Annotated in this window: 17 protein-coding genes; 7 read left to right on the forward strand and 10 right to left on the reverse strand. The window is 65.3% G+C overall.

All coding sequences use genetic code 11. The features are described from left to right. Both C8N34_RS11865 and C8N34_RS11870 read left to right on the forward strand, forming a co-directional pair. On the forward strand, window positions 1–543 hold a 543-nt coding region (locus C8N34_RS11865; RefSeq protein WP_211317728.1), incomplete at its 5' end, for a trimethylamine methyltransferase family protein. Between the two features lie 5 nt (window positions 544–548). Further along, complete coding sequence (locus C8N34_RS11870) at window positions 549–1,328, forward strand: pyrroline-5-carboxylate reductase family protein (protein WP_108129035.1); 780 nt, start codon at window positions 549–551, stop codon at window positions 1,326–1,328. Window positions 1,329–1,330: 2 nt separating this feature from the next. On the opposite strand, the gene C8N34_RS11875 is transcribed toward C8N34_RS11870, so the two are convergent. Further along, window positions 1,331–1,954: a TetR/AcrR family transcriptional regulator gene (locus C8N34_RS11875; RefSeq protein WP_054302889.1), complete on the reverse strand. Its 624-nt coding sequence runs from the start codon at window positions 1,952–1,954 to the stop codon at window positions 1,331–1,333. Between the two features lie 134 nt (window positions 1,955–2,088). Here C8N34_RS11875 and hpbA point away from each other — a divergent pair, with 134 nt between their 5' ends. Together hpbA and C8N34_RS11885 are read left to right on the forward strand one after the other, a co-directional pair. Further along, entirely contained in the window at window positions 2,089–4,125 is a 2,037-nt protein-coding gene (gene hpbA / locus C8N34_RS11880) for an N-methyl-L-proline N-demethylase HpbA (RefSeq protein WP_108129036.1), read from the forward strand. Between the two features lie 130 nt (window positions 4,126–4,255). Next, window positions 4,256–5,644 (forward strand): NAD(P)/FAD-dependent oxidoreductase, encoded by a 1,389-nt coding sequence (locus tag C8N34_RS11885; RefSeq protein ID WP_108129037.1) that lies wholly within the window; start codon window positions 4,256–4,258, stop codon window positions 5,642–5,644. A gap of 5 nt (window positions 5,645–5,649) precedes the next feature. Here C8N34_RS11885 and C8N34_RS11890 read toward each other — a convergent pair whose 3' ends face one another. After that, window positions 5,650–6,549, reverse strand: coding sequence for a LysR family transcriptional regulator (locus tag C8N34_RS11890; RefSeq protein WP_158640691.1), 900 nt, complete (start codon window positions 6,547–6,549; stop codon window positions 5,650–5,652). 137 nt (window positions 6,550–6,686) lie between these two features. On the opposite strand from C8N34_RS11890, the gene C8N34_RS11895 reads away from it, so the two are divergent. From C8N34_RS11895 to exaC, 3 genes are all read left to right on the forward strand, one after another. Next, entirely contained in the window at window positions 6,687–8,069 is a 1,383-nt protein-coding gene (locus tag C8N34_RS11895; RefSeq protein ID WP_108129039.1) for an aspartate ammonia-lyase, read from the forward strand. Window positions 8,070–8,165: 96 nt separating this feature from the next. Beyond that, window positions 8,166–9,107: a GAF domain-containing protein gene (locus tag C8N34_RS11900; protein WP_108129040.1), complete on the forward strand. Its 942-nt coding sequence runs from the start codon at window positions 8,166–8,168 to the stop codon at window positions 9,105–9,107. A gap of 135 nt (window positions 9,108–9,242) precedes the next feature. Next, a complete protein-coding gene (gene exaC, locus C8N34_RS11905) occupies window positions 9,243–10,763 on the forward strand; it encodes an acetaldehyde dehydrogenase ExaC (RefSeq protein WP_054302895.1) in 1,521 nt (506 codons plus the stop codon). A 213-nt stretch (window positions 10,764–10,976) separates the two neighbouring features. Here exaC and pqqE read toward each other — a convergent pair whose 3' ends face one another. The 8 genes from pqqE to C8N34_RS11945 form a co-directional block, all read right to left on the reverse strand. Then, on the reverse strand, window positions 10,977–12,062 hold the full coding sequence (gene pqqE / locus C8N34_RS11910; RefSeq protein WP_108129041.1) for a pyrroloquinoline quinone biosynthesis protein PqqE: 1,086 nt from the start codon (window positions 12,060–12,062) through the stop codon (window positions 10,977–10,979). After that, window positions 12,059–12,334, reverse strand: a complete 276-nt coding sequence (gene pqqD, locus C8N34_RS11915; RefSeq protein ID WP_108129042.1) for a pyrroloquinoline quinone biosynthesis peptide chaperone PqqD — start codon at window positions 12,332–12,334, stop codon at window positions 12,059–12,061. The genes pqqE and pqqD overlap by 4 nt, the downstream gene beginning before the upstream one ends. After that, complete coding sequence (gene pqqC, locus C8N34_RS11920; RefSeq protein ID WP_108129043.1) at window positions 12,331–13,074, reverse strand: pyrroloquinoline-quinone synthase PqqC; 744 nt, start codon at window positions 13,072–13,074, stop codon at window positions 12,331–12,333. The genes pqqD and pqqC overlap by 4 nt, the downstream gene beginning before the upstream one ends. Then, window positions 13,071–13,958: a pyrroloquinoline quinone biosynthesis protein PqqB gene (pqqB, locus tag C8N34_RS11925; protein ID WP_108129044.1), complete on the reverse strand. Its 888-nt coding sequence runs from the start codon at window positions 13,956–13,958 to the stop codon at window positions 13,071–13,073. Before pqqB ends, pqqC begins: the two co-directional genes overlap by 4 nt. Before the next feature lie 7 nt (window positions 13,959–13,965). Next, window positions 13,966–14,067 carry a pyrroloquinoline quinone precursor peptide PqqA gene (gene pqqA / locus C8N34_RS11930; protein WP_054302900.1) on the reverse strand — a complete coding sequence of 34 codons (102 nt, stop codon included), beginning with the start codon at window positions 14,065–14,067 and terminating at the stop codon, window positions 13,966–13,968. 198 nt (window positions 14,068–14,265) lie between these two features. Further along, a complete protein-coding gene (locus C8N34_RS11935) occupies window positions 14,266–15,837 on the reverse strand; it encodes a GMC family oxidoreductase (RefSeq protein ID WP_108129045.1) in 1,572 nt (523 codons plus the stop codon). 13 nt (window positions 15,838–15,850) lie between these two features. Further along, window positions 15,851–16,375 (reverse strand): twin-arginine translocation pathway signal, encoded by a 525-nt coding sequence (locus C8N34_RS11940; RefSeq protein ID WP_054302902.1) that lies wholly within the window; start codon window positions 16,373–16,375, stop codon window positions 15,851–15,853. 55 nt (window positions 16,376–16,430) lie between these two features. After that, the gene (locus C8N34_RS11945) at window positions 16,431–16,826 is read right to left on the reverse strand and encodes a VOC family protein (RefSeq protein WP_054302903.1); all 396 of its coding nucleotides are present in this window, start codon (window positions 16,824–16,826) and stop codon (window positions 16,431–16,433) included. Window positions 16,827–16,847 lie beyond the last annotated feature (21 nt).

The raw sequence follows: 16,847 nt of genomic DNA on the forward strand, positions 1-16,847 counted from the left end.
CTTGCCCGGCGGCTGAACCTGCCCCTGCGCTGCGCCGGCAATTTCACCACCTCGAAACTGCCCGACGCGCAGGCGATGATGGAGGGCACGATGTCCATGCTTTCCGCCATCCATTGCGGCGCGAATTACATCCTGCATTCCGCCGGGTTCCTCGACGGCCTGCTGTCGATGTCCTACGAGAAATTCATGCTGGACGCCGACCTTTGCGGCGCGCTGCATTCCTATCTGAAGGGCGTGCAGGTCGATGACGACCAGCTTGCCGTCGATGCCTTCGCCGAAGTGGGGCCGGGCAACCATTTCTTCGGCTGCACGCATACGATGGGCCATTACGAAACGGCCTTCTGGGACAGCGAGCTTTCCGACAACGAGCCTTTCGAGAAATGGGAGGCTGCCGGGTCGGAAGATGCCGCGAGCCGTGCCAACAAGCTGTGGAAGCGGCGGCTGGCGGAATATGAGGCCCCGGCGCTGGACGAAGGTATTGACGAGGCGCTGCGCGATTTCGTGGCGCGGCGAAAGGCGGAAGTCGCGGATATGTGGTATTGATCTGCATGGCACAGGGCATTGCAATTCTTGGCGGAACCGGCTGGCTGGGGCTGGCGCTCGGACAGAACCTGCTGCGGCGCGGCCTGCCGCCGGGGGCTTTGCGCCTGCTCAACCGGCGCGGGCCGACGGCGGATTATGACGGCTGGCCGGGCGTTCACTGGGCGACAGACCTTGATGACCTTCTGGCGGGCGCCGGGGTTGTGGTGCTGTCGGTGCGTCCCGGGGATTACCACATCCCCGTCCCGCAGAGCTTTGGCGGGCTGGTGATTTCCTTCATGGCGGGTGTGCCGCTGGAACGGCTGGCGCGGGACTGGTCGCGGGCCACCATCGCCCGCGCCATGCCCGGCGGTGGCGCGCAGGAGGGGCAGGCTCATGTGCCGTGGTGCGCGGGCGAGATCCCCGCCGCAGCCGCAACCCGGGTGGCCGGGGTGCTGGGCGCCATCGGCATGGTGGATCGCGTGGCGGATGAGACGGCGCTGGCCTATATGTCGGCGCTGTCCGGCTCGGGTGCGGCTTATCCGGCGCTGATGGCGCAGGCAATGTATCACGACGCCATCAGGCGGGGCATCGCGCCGGATGTGGCATGGCGGGCCGTGCGGTCGGTGGTCTGCGGTGCCCCCGCGCTGTTCACCCAGGGCCCGGAACAGGCGGCGGCGCTGCTGAAAAGCTACCACGGCTATCGCGGTGTCACGGCGGCGGGGCTGACGGCGGCCGAGGCGTCGGGCTTTGCCGGGGCCATTACCGCGGCGCTGGAGGCCGCCACCGAAAAGGCACTGAATTTCTGAGCCTAGAGGCCGAAACGACCCCGGAACCGGGCAATCTCGCGTGGTTCCGGCGGGCGCCCCGTGTAGATCTCGACATAGCTCGGAATCCGCTCCAGCCGGGTTTCCAGCGTCTCGTCAGCCTGCATCGAGATATAGCCGATCTGCACCAGATAGATGGTGCGCGCCCGCACATCGGCATCCAGCGCCGCATGGCCCCAGCGTTCCAGCAGGGCAGCCAGCGCGGCCAGTCGCTGTTGATCAGCCTCGGCCACGCGGGCAAGGATGGCCGGGTCTTTCAGGCCCCAGCCGCGCATGGCGAATTCCAGCTTCGCGTCGAAGGTCTCGGGCCGCAGGAAACAGGCGATGACATTCAGCATCGCCTCCGTCTCCGTTTCGGCAAATTCACGCGTCGCGGCGGTCAGGGGGGTTGTGGTCCGCGCCTCCCACATCTCGGCCAGTGCGGCCAGCAGCGCGTCGCGGTTCTGGAAGAACCAGTAGAACGACGTCCGTGACAGCTTCAGCTGCTCCGCCAGCGGCAGGATTTTCACCGCATCCACGCCCTCGCGGATCAGCGCACCATAGGCCGCTTCCAGCCAGCCCTCGCGCGATCCGCGCCAGCCCGTTTCAGGTTTTTCCGTCTCTTCCATGACACGCAGACTAGGCGGAACGAACGGTATCCGCAAGAAATGTTCTACACTGACTGTTTTCTTGACAGTTATGAACATTTTTCCGATGATCCCGCCAGACTCACCTGCCAGCCCGCATCCGAAAGGCGCCCGCCATGTCGAACGACCCGCTTTTGCAGCCCTACAAGCTGAAGCATCTCACGCTGCGCAATCGCATCATGATCACCAGCCACGAACCGGCCTACCCGGAAGACGGGATGCCGAAGGGCCGCTACCGCGCCTATCATGTGGAACGGGCAAAGGCGGGGGTGGCGCTGACAATGACGGCCGGTTCCGCCAGCGTGGCGCAGGACAGCCCGCCGGTGTTCAACAACATCCTCGCCTGGAAGGACGAGGTGGTGGGCTGGATGAAGCAGATGGTCGATGAATGCCACGACCATGGCGCCGCCGTGATGATCCAGCTGACCCACCTTGGCCGCCGCACCCGCTGGGACAAGGCCGACTGGCTGCCGGTCGTCGCCCCCAGCCATGAACGCGAGGCGGCGCATCGTGCCTTTCCGAAGCGGATCGAGGATTGGGACATCACCCGCATCATCAGCGACTTCGCCGATGCCGCCGAGCGGATGAAGGCGGCGGGCGTGGATGGGATCGAGCTGGAGGCCTATGGCCACCTGCTCGAACAGTTCTGGTCGCCGCTGACCAATGATCTTGAGGAGCCCTATGGTGGCAGCCTCGACAACCGGCTGCGCTTTACCTTCGACGTGCTGCGCGCCATCCGTGCCCGCTGTGGCGAGGATTTCATCGTCGGCCTGCGCTATACCGGCGATCAGTGCCAGCCGGGCGGCATGACGGCGGCCGAGGGGCTGGAGGTCAGCCACAAGCTGAAGAACAGCGGGCTGGTCGATTTCCTCAATGTCGTGCGCGGGGCAATCGACACCGACCCGGCGCTGACCGATCTGATCCCGATTCAGGGCATGAAGAACGCGCCGCATCTGGACTTCGCGGGCGAGATCCGTGCGGCGACCGGCTTTCCGACCTTCCATGCGGCGAAGATCCCCGATGTGGCGACGGCACGGCACGCCATCGCCAGCGGCAAGCTGGATATGGTCGGGATGACGCGGGCGCATATGGCCGACCCGCATCTGGTGCGCAAGGTCATCGAAGGGCGGGAGGATGACATCCGTCCCTGTGTCGGCGCCAATTATTGCCTTGACCGTATCTATCAGGGCGGGCTGGCCTTCTGTCTGCACAACCCGGCGACGGGCCGGGAAGAGACCATGCCGCACAGCATCCCCGCTGCCGCCACGAAGAAGCGCATCACCATTGTCGGCGCCGGTCCGGCGGGGATGGAGGCAGCGCGGGTGGCGGGCGAACGTGGCCATGCCGTCACCGTATTCGAAGCGGCCGACCAGCCGGGCGGTCAGATCCGCCTGACCGCACAGGATGAACGGCGGCGCGAGATGATCTCGGTCATCGCCTGGCGTCAGGCGCAATGTGAAAAGCTGGGGGTGGATTTCCGCTTCAACACCTTCGCCGATGCCGCTGATATTCTGGCAACCAGCCCCGACGAGGTGATCATCGCCACAGGTGGTCTGCCGCATACCGAGGTGCTGTCGGGTGGCAATGACCTCGTGGTCTCTGCCTGGGACATCCTGTCGGGCGATGTGAAGCCGGGCAGCAATGTGCTGATCTATGACGACGCGGGTGATCATGCGGCGCTGCAAGCGGCCGATCTGATCTCGGCCACCGGGGCCGCGGTAGAAATCGTGACCCCGGACCGCAGCTTCTCGCCCGAGGTCATGGCGATGAACCTTGTGCCCTACATGCGCAACCTGCAAAAGCGCGACACCACCTTCACGGTGACCTGGCGTCTTATGTCGGTCGCACGCGAGGGCAATGCGTTGCGCGCCACGCTGGGCAGCGACTACGGCGATTTCCGGCGCGAGCGGCTGGTGGATCAGGTGGTGGTCAACCACGGCACCCGCCCGCTGGACGAGCTTTATTTCGAGCTGAAGCCGCAGTCGTCGAACCTGGGCGAGGTGGATTACCGCGCGCTGACCGCCGGTGCTGTGCAGGATGTGCGGCGCAACACCGAAGGCCGGTTCCGGCTGTTCCGCATCGGCGATGCGGTGGCGGCGCGTAACACCCATGCCGCGATCTATGATGCGCTGCGGCTGGTGAAAGACCTGTAATCCGGCTGCCGCCGCCCCGGCCTCCGGGGTGGCGGCCCGCCAAACCTTCCCCGTGGGGAATTGGCACGCCCCGGCGAAGGCCGCATACTGCGCGTGATCGGCGGTGGTGCGGCGTGGCAAGGAGCGGAAGATGGACGTAGGGACCAATGGCGAAGTGTCGTTCTGGTATGCCGATATGGGCGGCGTGCCGGGCTATCGCCCGCCGCTGCCCGGCGACATCTCGGTGGATGTCTGCATCGTCGGCGCGGGGTTCACCGGCCTCTGGACCGCCTATTACCTGAAAGAAGCTGAGCCCGGCCTGTCCATCGCCATCGTGGAAAAGGAATTCGCGGGCTTCGGCGCCTCGGGTCGCAATGGCGGCTGGTGTTCGGGCGAATTTGGATGGAGCCGCCACAAATACCTGTCCTCCGGCAGCCGTGCGGGGGTTATCGAATTTGAACGCCAGTTACGCGCCACCGTGGACGAGGTGAAGCGCGTGACGGAGGCCGAGGGCATCGACTGCGACTTCCGGCTGACCGATTGCCTGACCTTCGCCCAGACCCCCGCACAAATGGCGCGTCTGCGCGCGGATTACGAAACCGCGATGTCCTGGCAGGTGCCGACCACGCGGCTGGAACTGATCGGCGGGGCCGAGGCGGCGGCGCGCATCCGGGTACCCGATGCGAAGGGCGCGCTGGTGCGTCACCACGTCGCCCGCGTGCAGCCCGCCAAGCTGGTGCGCGGTCTGGCCGAAGCGGTGGAACGGCGCGGGGTGGCGATTTATGAACAGACCACCGTGACCGGCATCGCAAAGGGCCTTGTCACCACGAACCGGGGCAGGGTTACGGCGCACCGGATCATCCGCGCCACCGAGGGCTTTACCCATGGCATCCCCGGCAACGAACGTGAGTGGCTGCCGATGAACAGCGCCATTGTGGTCACCGAACCACTGCCCGATGACCTGTGGCGCGAGATCGGCTGGGAGGATCATCAGCTTCTGGCCGATGCCTCGCATGCCTATTGTTATGCGCAGCGCACGCGCGGCAACCGCATCGCCATGGGCGGACGCGGGGTGCCCTATCGTTTTGGCTCAAAGACCGATACCCGCGGCCAGACCCAGCCGGAAACCATCGAAAAGCTGAAGGACATCCTTTATCGGATGCTGCCGCAGACGCGCGGGCTGCGGCTGGATCATGCCTGGTGCGGGGTGCTGGGTGTGCCGCGCGACTGGTGCGCCACTGCGGGGATGGACCCGCAGACCGGCATCGGCTGGGCCGGCGGCTATGTCGGGCTGGGGGTCTCGACCTCCAATTTCTCGGGGCAGACGCTTGCCGATCTGGTGCTGGACCGCCAGACCGAACGGACCGCTCTGCCCTGGGTCAACCGCCGCCCGCGCAAATGGGAAGTGGAGCCGTTCCGCTGGCTGGGGGTGCATGGCATGTACTGGCTTTACCACCGCGCCGACCGGAACGAAGCGGCGGGCGGCGGCAAGACCACCTCGCGCCTTGCGACCTGGGCAAACCGTCTGACCGGGCGCTGAGCCGCTCAGCCCGTGCTGCGGCTGACGAGGCGCGACCAGAACCGTTCGACCTGCGGGCTGGTGGCATGGGCGTTGCGATAGGCGGTAATCCCGATCGGCTCGGCCATCTGCGGCATGTCGCGCGACAGATCGGCCAGCGCCCCGCTGGCCAGTTCCGCCGCGACCAGCTTTTCGGGCAGCCAGGCAATACCCAGCCCTTCGATCACGGCAGTTTTCAGCGCGGCGCCGATACTGTCCTCATAAACCGTATCCAGCGACAGCGCGTCGCCGTTGCGGGCGAGGATCGTGCGGGTCAGCCGCCCCAGAAAGCTGCCTGGCCCCGGTGACAGGAAGGGGATGTTTCCCCCGTCCAGCCCATGCAGCGCCTGCCCGGCCATGGCCTTCGACACCGGGATCAGGCGGTCGCGGTCCAGCGGGCAGACCGTCTTGCCCGGCAGGAAGCTGCCGGTGGAAATCGTGTCATGCGAATAACAGATCAGCACATCGGCAGAACCGGAGGTCACGGCATCCACGCATCCGGCGAAATTATCGGCAAAGACCCGGAACCGCGGCCGCGCACCATGATCGTACAGATTGCGCAGGAAAACAGGCACATAGGCCACGCTCAGCGATTGCAGGCAGGCAATGCGGATACCCGCCCGCGCCTCGCCCGCCCCCGCAAGCTCGGCCCGCGCGGTTTCCCATTCAAAGATCAGGCTTTGCGCCACCGGCAGAAATTTCTCACCCGCCGGGGTCAGCGTAACCGGATGCACGGAACGGTCGAACAGCACCGTTCCCACCGCATATTCCAGCTTCTTGATGCGGCGGGTGAAGGCAGGTTGCGTCACGTTGCGGATTTCCGCCGCGCGCGAGAACACCGAACATTCTGCCAGCGTCACGAAATCCAGCAGCCAGACCAGTTCCATTGCATGCTCCCTGCCCTTTTCGGCATTGATCATACCGAAAAGGCATCATGCAAAAAAGGCATGATAAATGTATCAACGGCATTTCCGCAAAAGACAGCGCCGCGACATCCTTGGCACAGCAACAACGGAGAACTTCCATGCGTGTCGAACGGGATCAGCTTGGCGTCGTCGAAATCGCCGATGATCTGGCCTATGGGGCGCAGACCGCCCGCGCCGTCCTGAACTTTCCGATTTCGCGCAGCCGCCTGAAGGACGAGCCGGAATTCGTGCGTGCCCTCGCCATGGTCAAGCAGGCTGCCGCGCGGGCCAATCTGGAACTGGGGGTCCTGGCACCGGAAAAGGCGCAGGTCATCACTGCCATCACCGACCAGATCATCGCGGGCCAGCACCACGATCATTTCGTGGTTGATCTGATTCAGGGTGGCGCGGGCACCTCGTCGAACATGAACGCCAACGAGGTCATCGCCAATCTGGGCCTGCGGGCGTTGGGGCATGGCTTTGGCGAATACCGCTACCTGCATCCGAACGACGATGTGAACCATTCGCAATCCACCAATGACGTCTATCCCACGGCAATCCGGCTGGCGCTGCTGCACCGGGCGCGGGCGCTGACCACCGCGCTGGAGGCGCTGGCGTTGGCATTCCGCAACAAGGCGACAGAGTTCGCCGGGATCACTAAGGTTGGCCGTACCCAGTTGCAGGATGCGGTGCCGATGAGCCTTGGCACCGAATTTGCTGCCTTTGCTGCCACGCTGGCCGACAGCGTGCGCCAGATCACCGCCGCAAGCGAAGGGCTGCGGGTGATCAATCTGGGTGGTACAGCCATCGGTGACGGCATTCTGGCACCTGAAGGGTATCGCGCCCGCGCCATTGCCGCGCTGTCGGAAATCTCCGGCTTTGATCTGACCGGCGCCGACGACCTGTTCGCCGCCGGCTACGATCAGGGCGCGCTGGTGCAGTTTTCGGCGGCACTGAAATCCGCCGCGCTGCGAATGTCGAAAATCGCCTCGGATCTGCGGCTGCTGTCCAGCGGGCCGCGCGCTGGTCTGGGCGAAATCATCCTGCCGCCGGTACAGGCCGGATCGTCGATCATGCCGGGCAAGGTGAACCCGGTGATCCCCGAGATGGTCAATCAGGTGGCCTATGCGGTGGTCGGCAATGATGTGACGGTTACGATGGCAGCCGAGGCGGGTGAATTGCAGCTGAACGCGATGGAACCTGTGCTGCTGTGCCGTTTGCTTGAGTCGCTGAGCCTGATGGAAAACGCGGCCAACACCTTCCGCACGCGCTGCGTTGACGGGATCGTGGCGGATGCCGACCGTTGCCGCGCGCTGTTTGAAGGCAGCCTCGCGCTGGCCACCAGGTTGAGCCTTGATCTGGGCTATGACCGCACCAGCGCGCTGGTCTACCGCGCGAAACGCGAGGGGATCGGCCTTGTTCCGGCGCTGGTTACGGAGCCGGATCTGCCAGGGGATCTCGTTGCGAACCTGACCGGCACGGTTCAGCGCAAAAGCGCCTGATCCGGCAAAACTGCGCCTTTGGTCGCGTTGCGGACAGGCGGGATGGGTGCTTCTGTGGGGGAGGGTCGGCAGAGCCGACGTCCCGGAGGACCGCAGATGCAGACACCCCTGTCCCGCCACCTGCAAAGGATCGAGGTGGCGCTTGCCAACGGGCAGGCGGCCCGATCCGCCATCGCGGCCTCCTGGGCGCGGTCGGCGCATCTGCACGGGCTGGACCCGACCCGCCGCCATGCGGTGCCCCGCCTGACACAGGCCGAGCTGGCGGAGGCCCGTGACCGGCTCGGGCCGCTGCCGCTGCTGGCCGCGCCGCATCTGGACCGGCTGTTCCAGATCGTCGGCGGTCTTGGCGCCTGCGTCGTGCTGGCCGATGCCGAAGGCGTGGCGCTGGACCGGCGCGGCAATCCGGGCGATGACCGCGATTTTGCCGACTCCGGTCTCTGGACCGGCGCCAACTGGTCCGAAGCGGAGCTGGGCACCAATGGCATCGGCACCTGTCTGGCCGAGGGGCGGGCAGTGACCATTCACCGTGATCAGCATTTTCTGGCCCATAACACCGGCCTGTCCTGTTCCTCCGCCCCCGTGCATGATGCGCAGGGACGGCTGGCGGCGGTGATCGACGTTTCCACCGCCCGCGCCGACTTGCCCGAGGCGGTGGCTTCGCTGATTGCCCATACCGTTTGCGATACGGCCCGGAAGATGGAGACGGATCTGTTCCGTGATCATTTCCCCCGCGCGCGCTTGGTGCTGGTGCCGGGCCTGGATCAGGGGCAGGGGGCGGTGCTGGCGGTGGATGCCGACGATCTGGTGATCGGCGCCACCCGAGCGGCGCGCACCCATCTGGGGCTGAGGGGCGATCTGTCTGCCACGCCGCGCCCGCTGGCTGATCTGGTGCAGCTGGAAGCGCATGAACGGCTGGAAGATGCCGAGCGCGCCGTGCTGAACCGGGCAATGGCGCGTGCCTCGGGCAATGTTTCCGCCGCCGCCCGTGCGCTGGGGCTGAGCCGCGCGACCATGCACCGCAAGCTGGGCCGGACCTGAGATTTCCGCGCCCCGACTGTCTCAAACCTGAGACAGTCGGGCGGCGCGAACCTTCGTGCCCCCGGTGACCGACTCATCCCCAGACCCCATGCTTTCCCCATGGCCGCAAGGAGGCGGCTTCGGAGGAGGAACAGCATGAACCAGATGACACAGGCCGATTTCCGCACGGTCTCGCCCTTCAAATCCCGCTATGACAATTTCATCGGCGGACGTTTCGTGCCCCCGGTGGCGGGGCGCTACATGGACAATATCACCCCGATCACCGGCGCGAAGGTCTGCGAAGTGGCCCGTTCGGATGCCGCCGACGTGAATGCCGCGCTGGACGCCGCCCATGCCGCGAAAGACGCCTGGGGCAAGACCTCGGCCGCGCATCGGTCAAACATCCTGCTGAAGATCGCGGATGTGATGGAAGCCAACCTTGATTTGCTGGCCGCGGCCGAAACCTGGGACAACGGCAAGCCGATCCGCGAGACGACCTTTGCCGACATTCCGCTGTCGATCGACCATTTCCGTTACTTTGCCGGTGTCCTGCGCAGCCAGGAAGGCACCATGTCGGAAATCGACCATGACACCGTGGCCTATCACTTCCACGAGCCGCTGGGCGTCGTCGGTCAGATCATCCCGTGGAACTTCTCGATCCTGATGGCGGCGTGGAAGCTGGCCCCCGCGCTGGCCGCCGGCAACTGCATCGTGATGAAGCCCGCCGAACAGACCCCGGCGGCCATTCTGGTGCTCGCCGAACTGATCGCCGATCTGCTGCCGCCGGGCGTGCTGAACATCGTGAACGGCTATGGTGCCGAAGCGGGCGACGCGCTGGCGCGGTCGAACCGCATCGCCAAGATCGCCTTCACCGGTTCGACGGCCACGGGCCGCAAGATCATGGAAGCGGCGACGGTGAACCTGATCCCGGTGACGCTGGAACTGGGCGGCAAGTCGCCCAACATCTTCTTCAGCGATGTGATGGCCGAGGATGATGCCTTCCTTGACAAGGCGGTCGAAGGCTTTGTGCTGTTTGCCTTCAACCAGGGTGAAGTCTGCACCTGCCCATCGCGCGCGCTGATCCAGGAAGACATCTACGAGGAATTCATTGCCCGCTGCATCGCCCGCGTGAAGGCGATCAAGCAGGGCGACCCGCGCGACATGGCCACCATGGTGGGCGCGCAGGCCTCGCGGATGCAGCATGACAAGATCATGTCCTACCTGCAAATCGGCCGTGATGAAGGCGCCGAGGTGCTGGTGGGTGGCGATGCCGCGCGCTTCAACGGCGATCTGGCGGAAGGTTTCTACATCCAGCCGACCATCCTGAAGGGCCACAACAAGATGCGGGTGTTCCAGGAAGAAATCTTTGGCCCCGTCGTCAGCGTGACCACCTTCAGGAACGAGGCTGAGGCGCTGGCCATCGCCAATGACACGATGTATGGCCTCGGCGCCGGTGTGTGGACCCGTGACGGCACCCGCGCCTATCGCTTTGGCCGCGCCATCGAGGCAGGCCGCGTCTGGGTGAACAACTACCACGCCTATCCGGCCCATGCAGCCTTCGGTGGCTACAAGCAGTCGGGCATCGGGCGCGAAACGCACAAGATGATGCTGGACCATTATCAGCAGACCAAGAACATGCTGGTCAGCTACAACCCCAACAAGCTGGGCTTCTTCTGAGGTCTTCATGGCACGCAGGGTTGCCCCGCGTGCCACAGCCATGACGGAAACGGGCGCAGTTGTGCGCCCGTTTTTTCATTTGCATGTTTGTGTTCAGTATCGTTCCCGCCTTCCGGGCGTCAGACAGGCCAGCGGCACCGCGCTGCGAGATATTCCTGCGCATTGTTTCCAGATGAACGGGGTGAAGCGGATCTGCTCTCGGGCACTGACGCGCTAGCGCCGATAGGTGAAATCGGTGGTTTCCAGTGGCCGGTCATCCGCCTCGGCCAGCAGCCGGTCCACCAGCCCCCGGTGCGGCGAATGGCGGCAGACCGGATCAGCCGCGCGGGCATCTCCTGCCAGCGCCATCGCCTGACAGCGACATCCCCCGAAATCCCGGTCCCGCCGCGCGCAGCCCTGACAGATGTCCGGCAGGTAATCGGTGCCGCGGAAAGCCATGAAAGCGTCACTGCGGTACCAGATATCAGCCAGCGGCAGGTCGGTCACCTTCGGGAAGCTGAGACCCGGAATCGTCTGCGCCGCATGGCAGGGCAGCACCGTCCCGTCGGGCGCGATGTTCAGACCCGTAGACCCCCAGCCGCCCATGCAGGCCTTGGGATAATCGGCATAATAATCGGGCGGCACGAAGTCGATCTGCATGCGGCCCTTATAGGTGTCGCGTGCAGCCTCCACCGTGACCTTGGCGGCCGCGACCTGTGCGCGGCTGGGTTGCAGGGCGGTGCGGTTCTTCAGCGCCCAGCCATAGAACTGCACACAGGCGACCTCGATCCGCCGGGCGCCAAGCTCGGCCGCCAGCGCAATCGCCTGCGGCAACTGGTCCAGATTGTGCCGGTGCATCACCGCATTCACCGTCAGCGGCAGGCCGCGCCGGGCGATGCTGTGCGCCACCGCCATCTTGCGGTCAAATCCGCCGGCATAGCCGCCGATCCGGTCCGCCACCGCATCACTGACCCCTTGCAGCGACAGTTGCACATGATCGAGGCCGCGCGCCTCCAGCGCATCCAGCCGCGCCTCGGTCAGCCCGATGCCAGAGGTGATGAGGTTGACGTAAAGACCCGCCTCGCGCGCCGCGCCCACCAGATCAGCCAGATCGCGGCGCGCGGCGGGTTCGCCCCCGGAAAGGTGCAGTTGCAACACGCCAAGATCCGCGGCCTGACGGAAGATGCCTGCCCAGACCTCGGTTGGCAGTTCTCCATCGGATTTCAGCAATTCCAGAGGGTTGGAGCAATAAGGGCAGGCGAGCGGGCAGCGATGCGTCAACTCGGCCAGCATGGAGATCGGCGGAGGAATGGCGCTCATGGCAACAGATCCACCAGCCGCCGGTCCCGCAGATCGCTCAGGAACTCATGCACATCCCCGGCAATCTCGGCCTCGGGCGCGGCAAAGCGCGCGGCCAGACGGGTGACGATCTGGCTTTCGCGGCTGCAGTTGTCGACTTCGGTCAGGATGGCGTGGGCAATGTCATCCAGCATCAGCGCCCGTTCCGGCCCCAGAAGGACGGGCCGTCCCCGCACGCGGTCGTCATGCAGCCGAACCCCGCGCGGCAGCAGTACCAGCGGGTCGGCGCTCATCGCAACTGTCCCTCACCGGGGCGCCAGGCGCCGGGCGGGATGCTGCCCTCGACATAGCCATGCCAAAGCGCATCAAGCTGTGCCCAAAGCACCTCGGTCTTGAAGGTCAGTGCGGCGGCGGCAGCCTCCTGATCGGCGCGGCTGGTGGCGTGATCCAGAACCCAGCGCAGGGTGAAGGCCACGTCCTTCGGCGCCTCGGTCAGACGGTGGCGGAAATAGGCAGTGGTTTCGGGATTGGCGAAGGGGTAATGCGCCAGCAACCCTTCGATCCGCTGGCCGTGGATGGCTGGTGCGAACAGTTCCGTCAGTGACGAGGCCATGGCCGCGATCAGCGGCTCGTCCCGCACGAAACGCACATAGGCATCCACCGCGAAGCGCGTGGCGGGCATCACGCCGCGCCCCGAGGCGACGTAATCAGGGTCCAGCCCCACCCCCTCGGCCAGTTTCAGCCAGCGCCGGATGCCGCCGCCCTCAGCTTCGCCACCATCGTGATCCTCGATCCGGCTGCGCCAGATGCGGCGCAACTGCGGGTCGGTGCAGCGCGACATGAAGGCCGCGTCTTTCATCGGAATGCGCGACTGGTAATACCAGCGGTTGATGACCCAGGCCTGCACCTCGTCCATCGAGCATTGGCCGCCATGCAGGCGATGATGGAACGGGTGGCGGTCGTGATAGCGTTCGGCGCCGATCTGGCGCAGACGGGCTTCGAAGGCCTGCGGGTTCGGGCTCTGGTCGGTCATGGGCGGATCTCCTCCTGATCCTGAACGATCTCCCACCCGGCGGCACGCAGGGCGGTGCGTTCGGCACTGGCGGGGTCGAGCGCGGGATTGGTGTTGTTCACATGAATGTAGCGGCGCAGCGCCCGCAGCCCGGCCAGCCGTGCCAGACTGCCCGAGGGGCCGGACATTGCGATATGGCCCATCCGCGCGCCGGTTTTGGCGCCGGTGCCGCTGGCGGGCATTTCGTCATCACGCCAGACGGTGCCGTCGAAGAACAGCAGATCGGCGTCGGCCAATTGTGCGACCAGATCGTCGGTCACTTCGGCGCAGCCGGGGATGTAGTGAAACACGCGGTCTTTGGCTTCGATCCGCAGGCCGATGGTCTGTTCGCCCAGCATCCGGGTATTGGGCGCAGCCCCCTCCAGATATAATGCGACCTTGCCGGGCACAGGATAGGCGGTGACCTGCAGGCCGGGCAGGGGCTCGAATGGCTGATGCAGTGCGATGGTGCGCGGGATCACCAGCGTTGGGTCCAGCACGCCAAAGATAGGATTCGCCGCCAGATCGGCGCGGGTACCCGATGTGGCCCAGAGGTCAAACCCGGTCTTTTCGCGCAGTGTCAGCAGACCCGCCACATGATCCACATCGGCATTGGTTACGATGACCGCCGCGATGGGTGTGTCGCGCAACCCGCGCGGATGCAGCGGCGGCGCGGCAGCCAGTTGCGCGCGCAGGTCGGGCGAGGCATTCAGGACGATCCAGCGGTCGCCGTCCGGGGAAACGGCGACCGAGGACTGCGTCATTTCCGGGATCGCGCCCGCCCGGGCAAGGGCACAGTTGCGGCAGCCGCAGTTCCATTGCGGCAGCCCGCCACCAGCCCCCGCGCCGAGCGTCCGGACGATCATCGCCGGGTCAGATCACGTCGTCGGAACGACGGTCATCCTCGGCGGGACCGTACATGTTGATCTCCATGCCGCAGGCAACTTCCTTCAGGGTCGGTTTCTTCCAGGCCATGTCATCCTCCTCTGTGCCGATGGCTGACCAAGGCTAGCAGAGTGCCCGAACCGTGCCATTCCACTTTGGTCTTGGATCGGCTGACAGGTGCCCGGTGCCGGGGCGGCATGGCAAGGCAAGCCGGCACCCCAAAGGGTGAACCGGCTTGCCCGCGCCCCTTCCGCCACTGGACAGGCGGAAGAGGATGGCTGTGCTGACCTACAGGTTCTGCCGCGACAGTTCCGCCGCGATGTGGTCTGCCTGCCGGATTGCGAGGGCGACGATAGTCAGCGTCGGGTTTTCCGCCGCGCCGGTGGTGAACTGGCTGCCATCCGAGATGAACAGGTTCGCGATGTCATGGGTCTGGCCATGACGGTTCACCACACCGTCGCGCGCATGTTCCGACATCCGGTTGGTGCCAAGGTTATGCGTGGACGGATAGGGCGGTGTCGGGAAGGTGCGGGTGGCGCCGGCGGCACGATAGATCGCCTCGCCCTGCCGGTAGGCATGACTGCGCATCGCGATGTCATTCGGGTGATCATCGAAATGCACATTGGGTGCGGGCAGACCATATTGGTCCTTCACCGTCGAGGACAGCGTGATGCGGTTGGTTTCCTGCGGCATGTCCTCGCCGACAATCCACATTCCCGCCATCCGTTCGTAATCATCCATGGCCGAGGTGAAGCCACGCCCCCAGCCGCCCGGATCGAGGAAGGCCGCCATGAAGGGCAGGCCAAGCGACAGGGTTTCCAGTTCGTAGCCGCCGACGAAACCGCGCGACGGGTCGAACCGGGCCTCGTCCTGCACGATCCCCGCCATGGTGGTGCCACGCCACATCCGCACCGGCTTTTCGAACACGCCATAGACCGATCCGGTGACATGGCGCATGTAGTTGCGCCCGACCTGACCCGAGGAATTGGCAAGACCATCCGGGAACATCTCGGAGGCGGAGTTCAGCAGCAGACGCGGGCTTTCGATGGAATTGCCCGCAACGCAGACCACGCGCGCCTTCTGGAAATGCTGGTTGCCCTCCTTGTCGGCATAAAGCGCGCCGGTGACGCGGCCTTTTTCATCATGTTCGATGCGCAGCACCTGCGCATTGGACCGCACCTCTAGATTGCCGGTGGCCTCGCCCTTCGGGATATCGGTATAGGCGGCCGACCATTTCGCGCCCCATTTGCAGCCCTGAAAGCAGAAGCCGGTCTGCTGGCAGGCCGGGCGGTCATCATTCTCGACCGAGTTGATGGCCATGCGCCCGGTGGAGACCTCCTTGTAACCCAGGGCAAGCGCGCCCTTTTCCAGCACCTTGTAATTGTTGTTGCCGGGCAGGCCGGGGAAATTGCCGGTGCGGGTCACGCCCAGCTTGGCCTCGGCTTTTTCATACCAGGGCGCCATTTCCTCGGCGTCGATCGGCCAGTCCAGCAGATTGGCGCCCGCGACATGGCCATAGGTGGTGCGGGCCTTCCATTCATGCGGACGAAACCGCAGCGAGGCCCCGGCCCAGTGGATCGTGGTGCCACCGACAGCCTTGACGATCCAGGCGGGCAGGCCCGAGAAATCCTGTGCCACGCGCCAGTCACCCGAAGTGGTCCGCGCATCGAGCCATGACAGCTGGCCGAAAGCATCCCATTCGTCATTGATGTAATCCTCGGGAAGATAGCGCCCGCCCGCTTCCAGCGCCACCACCTTGACGCCCTTTTGCGCCAGTTCGTTGGCCAGCACCCCGCCGCCTGCGCCGGTGCCGATGATCAGGACGACCGAGTCGTCATTCAGGTCGAATTTCGCAACCATGGTCCTGTTCTCCTTACAGCCAGTCGATGTCGTCGAAGCCACGGTCGATGTAGCCGCCCTGGCTGAAGGACTCGCCTTCATAGCCGAACAGCGGCCACAGCTCTTTCTGGTTGTAGAGCCCGGTCACCAGCCCGCCCCGGATCTTCTGGAAGAAGGCGGATTTCTCCATCCCGCGCAGCAGGGCCACGCGGTCATCCTCCCATGCGGCATCCAGATAGCTGGCATGGCCCGCCCCCTGTGCTGCGGCATTCAGCGCGGCGATGCCCGCCTCGATCTCGGCCGCGGTTTCGGCGGTGTCATAGCCTTTCACCGCCGTGACATAGAAAGCATCGCCGATGTGATCATGCGGATAGATGTCGCGCGCCATGCGGATCAGCGTGGCAAGCGTTTCGGGCTTCAGTGCCGCCGCCTCATAGGCCCAGGCCGCATTCGGCGCGGCGACGAAGCCTGCGCCGACGATCAGCGTGGTGCCCGCGGCAAAGCTGCGCGCGATCAGCTGGCGGCGGGTCATCCCGCGCCAGTTCGGTTTGGTGGTCATGGTGTCCTCCTTGCTGTTGGCTGAGTGCCCCGCCGCTCCTCCCGGCGGGGTTGGGTCAAAGGTAGCGACCGCCCCGTTCCAGCACCTCGATCTGGTAGCCGTCGGGATCGGCGATGAAGAAGAACCGCGCGATCACCTCGCCGCCGGGGGCGAAGTCGACGATTTTGCGCGGGGCATGTCCAAGGGCGGTCAGGCGGCTGTGTTCGGCAGCCACATCGGGCACCGACACCGCCAGATGGCCGTAGCCGTCGCCAAGGTCATAGGGTTGGGTCCGGCCCTTGTTGATGGTCAGCTCCAGCTCGAAGCTGCTTTCGGCATTCGAAAGGTAGACCAGCGTGAACGTGTCGAAATCCAGCCGGGCGGCGGGTTTCAGGCCAAAGGCCTCGTCGTAGAACTTCAGCGTGCGCTCCTCGTCAAGAACGCGGATCATGCTGTGGATGGCCTTGGCCATGGGATGCTCCTTTCCGGTAAA

The sequence above is a fragment of the Gemmobacter caeni genome, assembly GCF_003054195.1.
GTDB lineage: Bacteria > Pseudomonadota > Alphaproteobacteria > Rhodobacterales > Rhodobacteraceae > Gemmobacter > Gemmobacter caeni.

Coding starts and splice junctions, on each gene's coding strand:
- C8N34_RS11870 (WP_108129035.1), top strand. CDS start 549: ATGGCACAGGGCATTGCAATTCTTGGCGGAACCGGCTGGCTGGGGCTG.
- C8N34_RS11875 (WP_054302889.1), bottom strand. CDS start 1,954: ATGGAAGAGACGGAAAAACCTGAAACGGGCTGGCGCGGATCGCGCGAG.
- hpbA (WP_108129036.1), top strand. CDS start 2,089: ATGTCGAACGACCCGCTTTTGCAGCCCTACAAGCTGAAGCATCTCACG.
- C8N34_RS11885 (WP_108129037.1), top strand. CDS start 4,256: ATGGACGTAGGGACCAATGGCGAAGTGTCGTTCTGGTATGCCGATATG.
- C8N34_RS11890 (WP_158640691.1), bottom strand. CDS start 6,549: ATGGAACTGGTCTGGCTGCTGGATTTCGTGACGCTGGCAGAATGTTCG.
- C8N34_RS11895 (WP_108129039.1), top strand. CDS start 6,687: ATGCGTGTCGAACGGGATCAGCTTGGCGTCGTCGAAATCGCCGATGAT.
- C8N34_RS11900 (WP_108129040.1), top strand. CDS start 8,166: ATGCAGACACCCCTGTCCCGCCACCTGCAAAGGATCGAGGTGGCGCTT.
- exaC (WP_054302895.1), top strand. CDS start 9,243: ATGAACCAGATGACACAGGCCGATTTCCGCACGGTCTCGCCCTTCAAA.
- pqqE (WP_108129041.1), bottom strand. CDS start 12,062: ATGAGCGCCATTCCTCCGCCGATCTCCATGCTGGCCGAGTTGACGCAT.
- pqqD (WP_108129042.1), bottom strand. CDS start 12,334: ATGAGCGCCGACCCGCTGGTACTGCTGCCGCGCGGGGTTCGGCTGCAT.
- pqqC (WP_108129043.1), bottom strand. CDS start 13,074: ATGACCGACCAGAGCCCGAACCCGCAGGCCTTCGAAGCCCGTCTGCGC.
- pqqB (WP_108129044.1), bottom strand. CDS start 13,958: ATGATCGTCCGGACGCTCGGCGCGGGGGCTGGTGGCGGGCTGCCGCAA.
- pqqA (WP_054302900.1), bottom strand. CDS start 14,067: ATGGCCTGGAAGAAACCGACCCTGAAGGAAGTTGCCTGCGGCATGGAG.
- C8N34_RS11935 (WP_108129045.1), bottom strand. CDS start 15,837: ATGGTTGCGAAATTCGACCTGAATGACGACTCGGTCGTCCTGATCATC.
- C8N34_RS11940 (WP_054302902.1), bottom strand. CDS start 16,375: ATGACCACCAAACCGAACTGGCGCGGGATGACCCGCCGCCAGCTGATC.
- C8N34_RS11945 (WP_054302903.1), bottom strand. CDS start 16,826: ATGGCCAAGGCCATCCACAGCATGATCCGCGTTCTTGACGAGGAGCGC.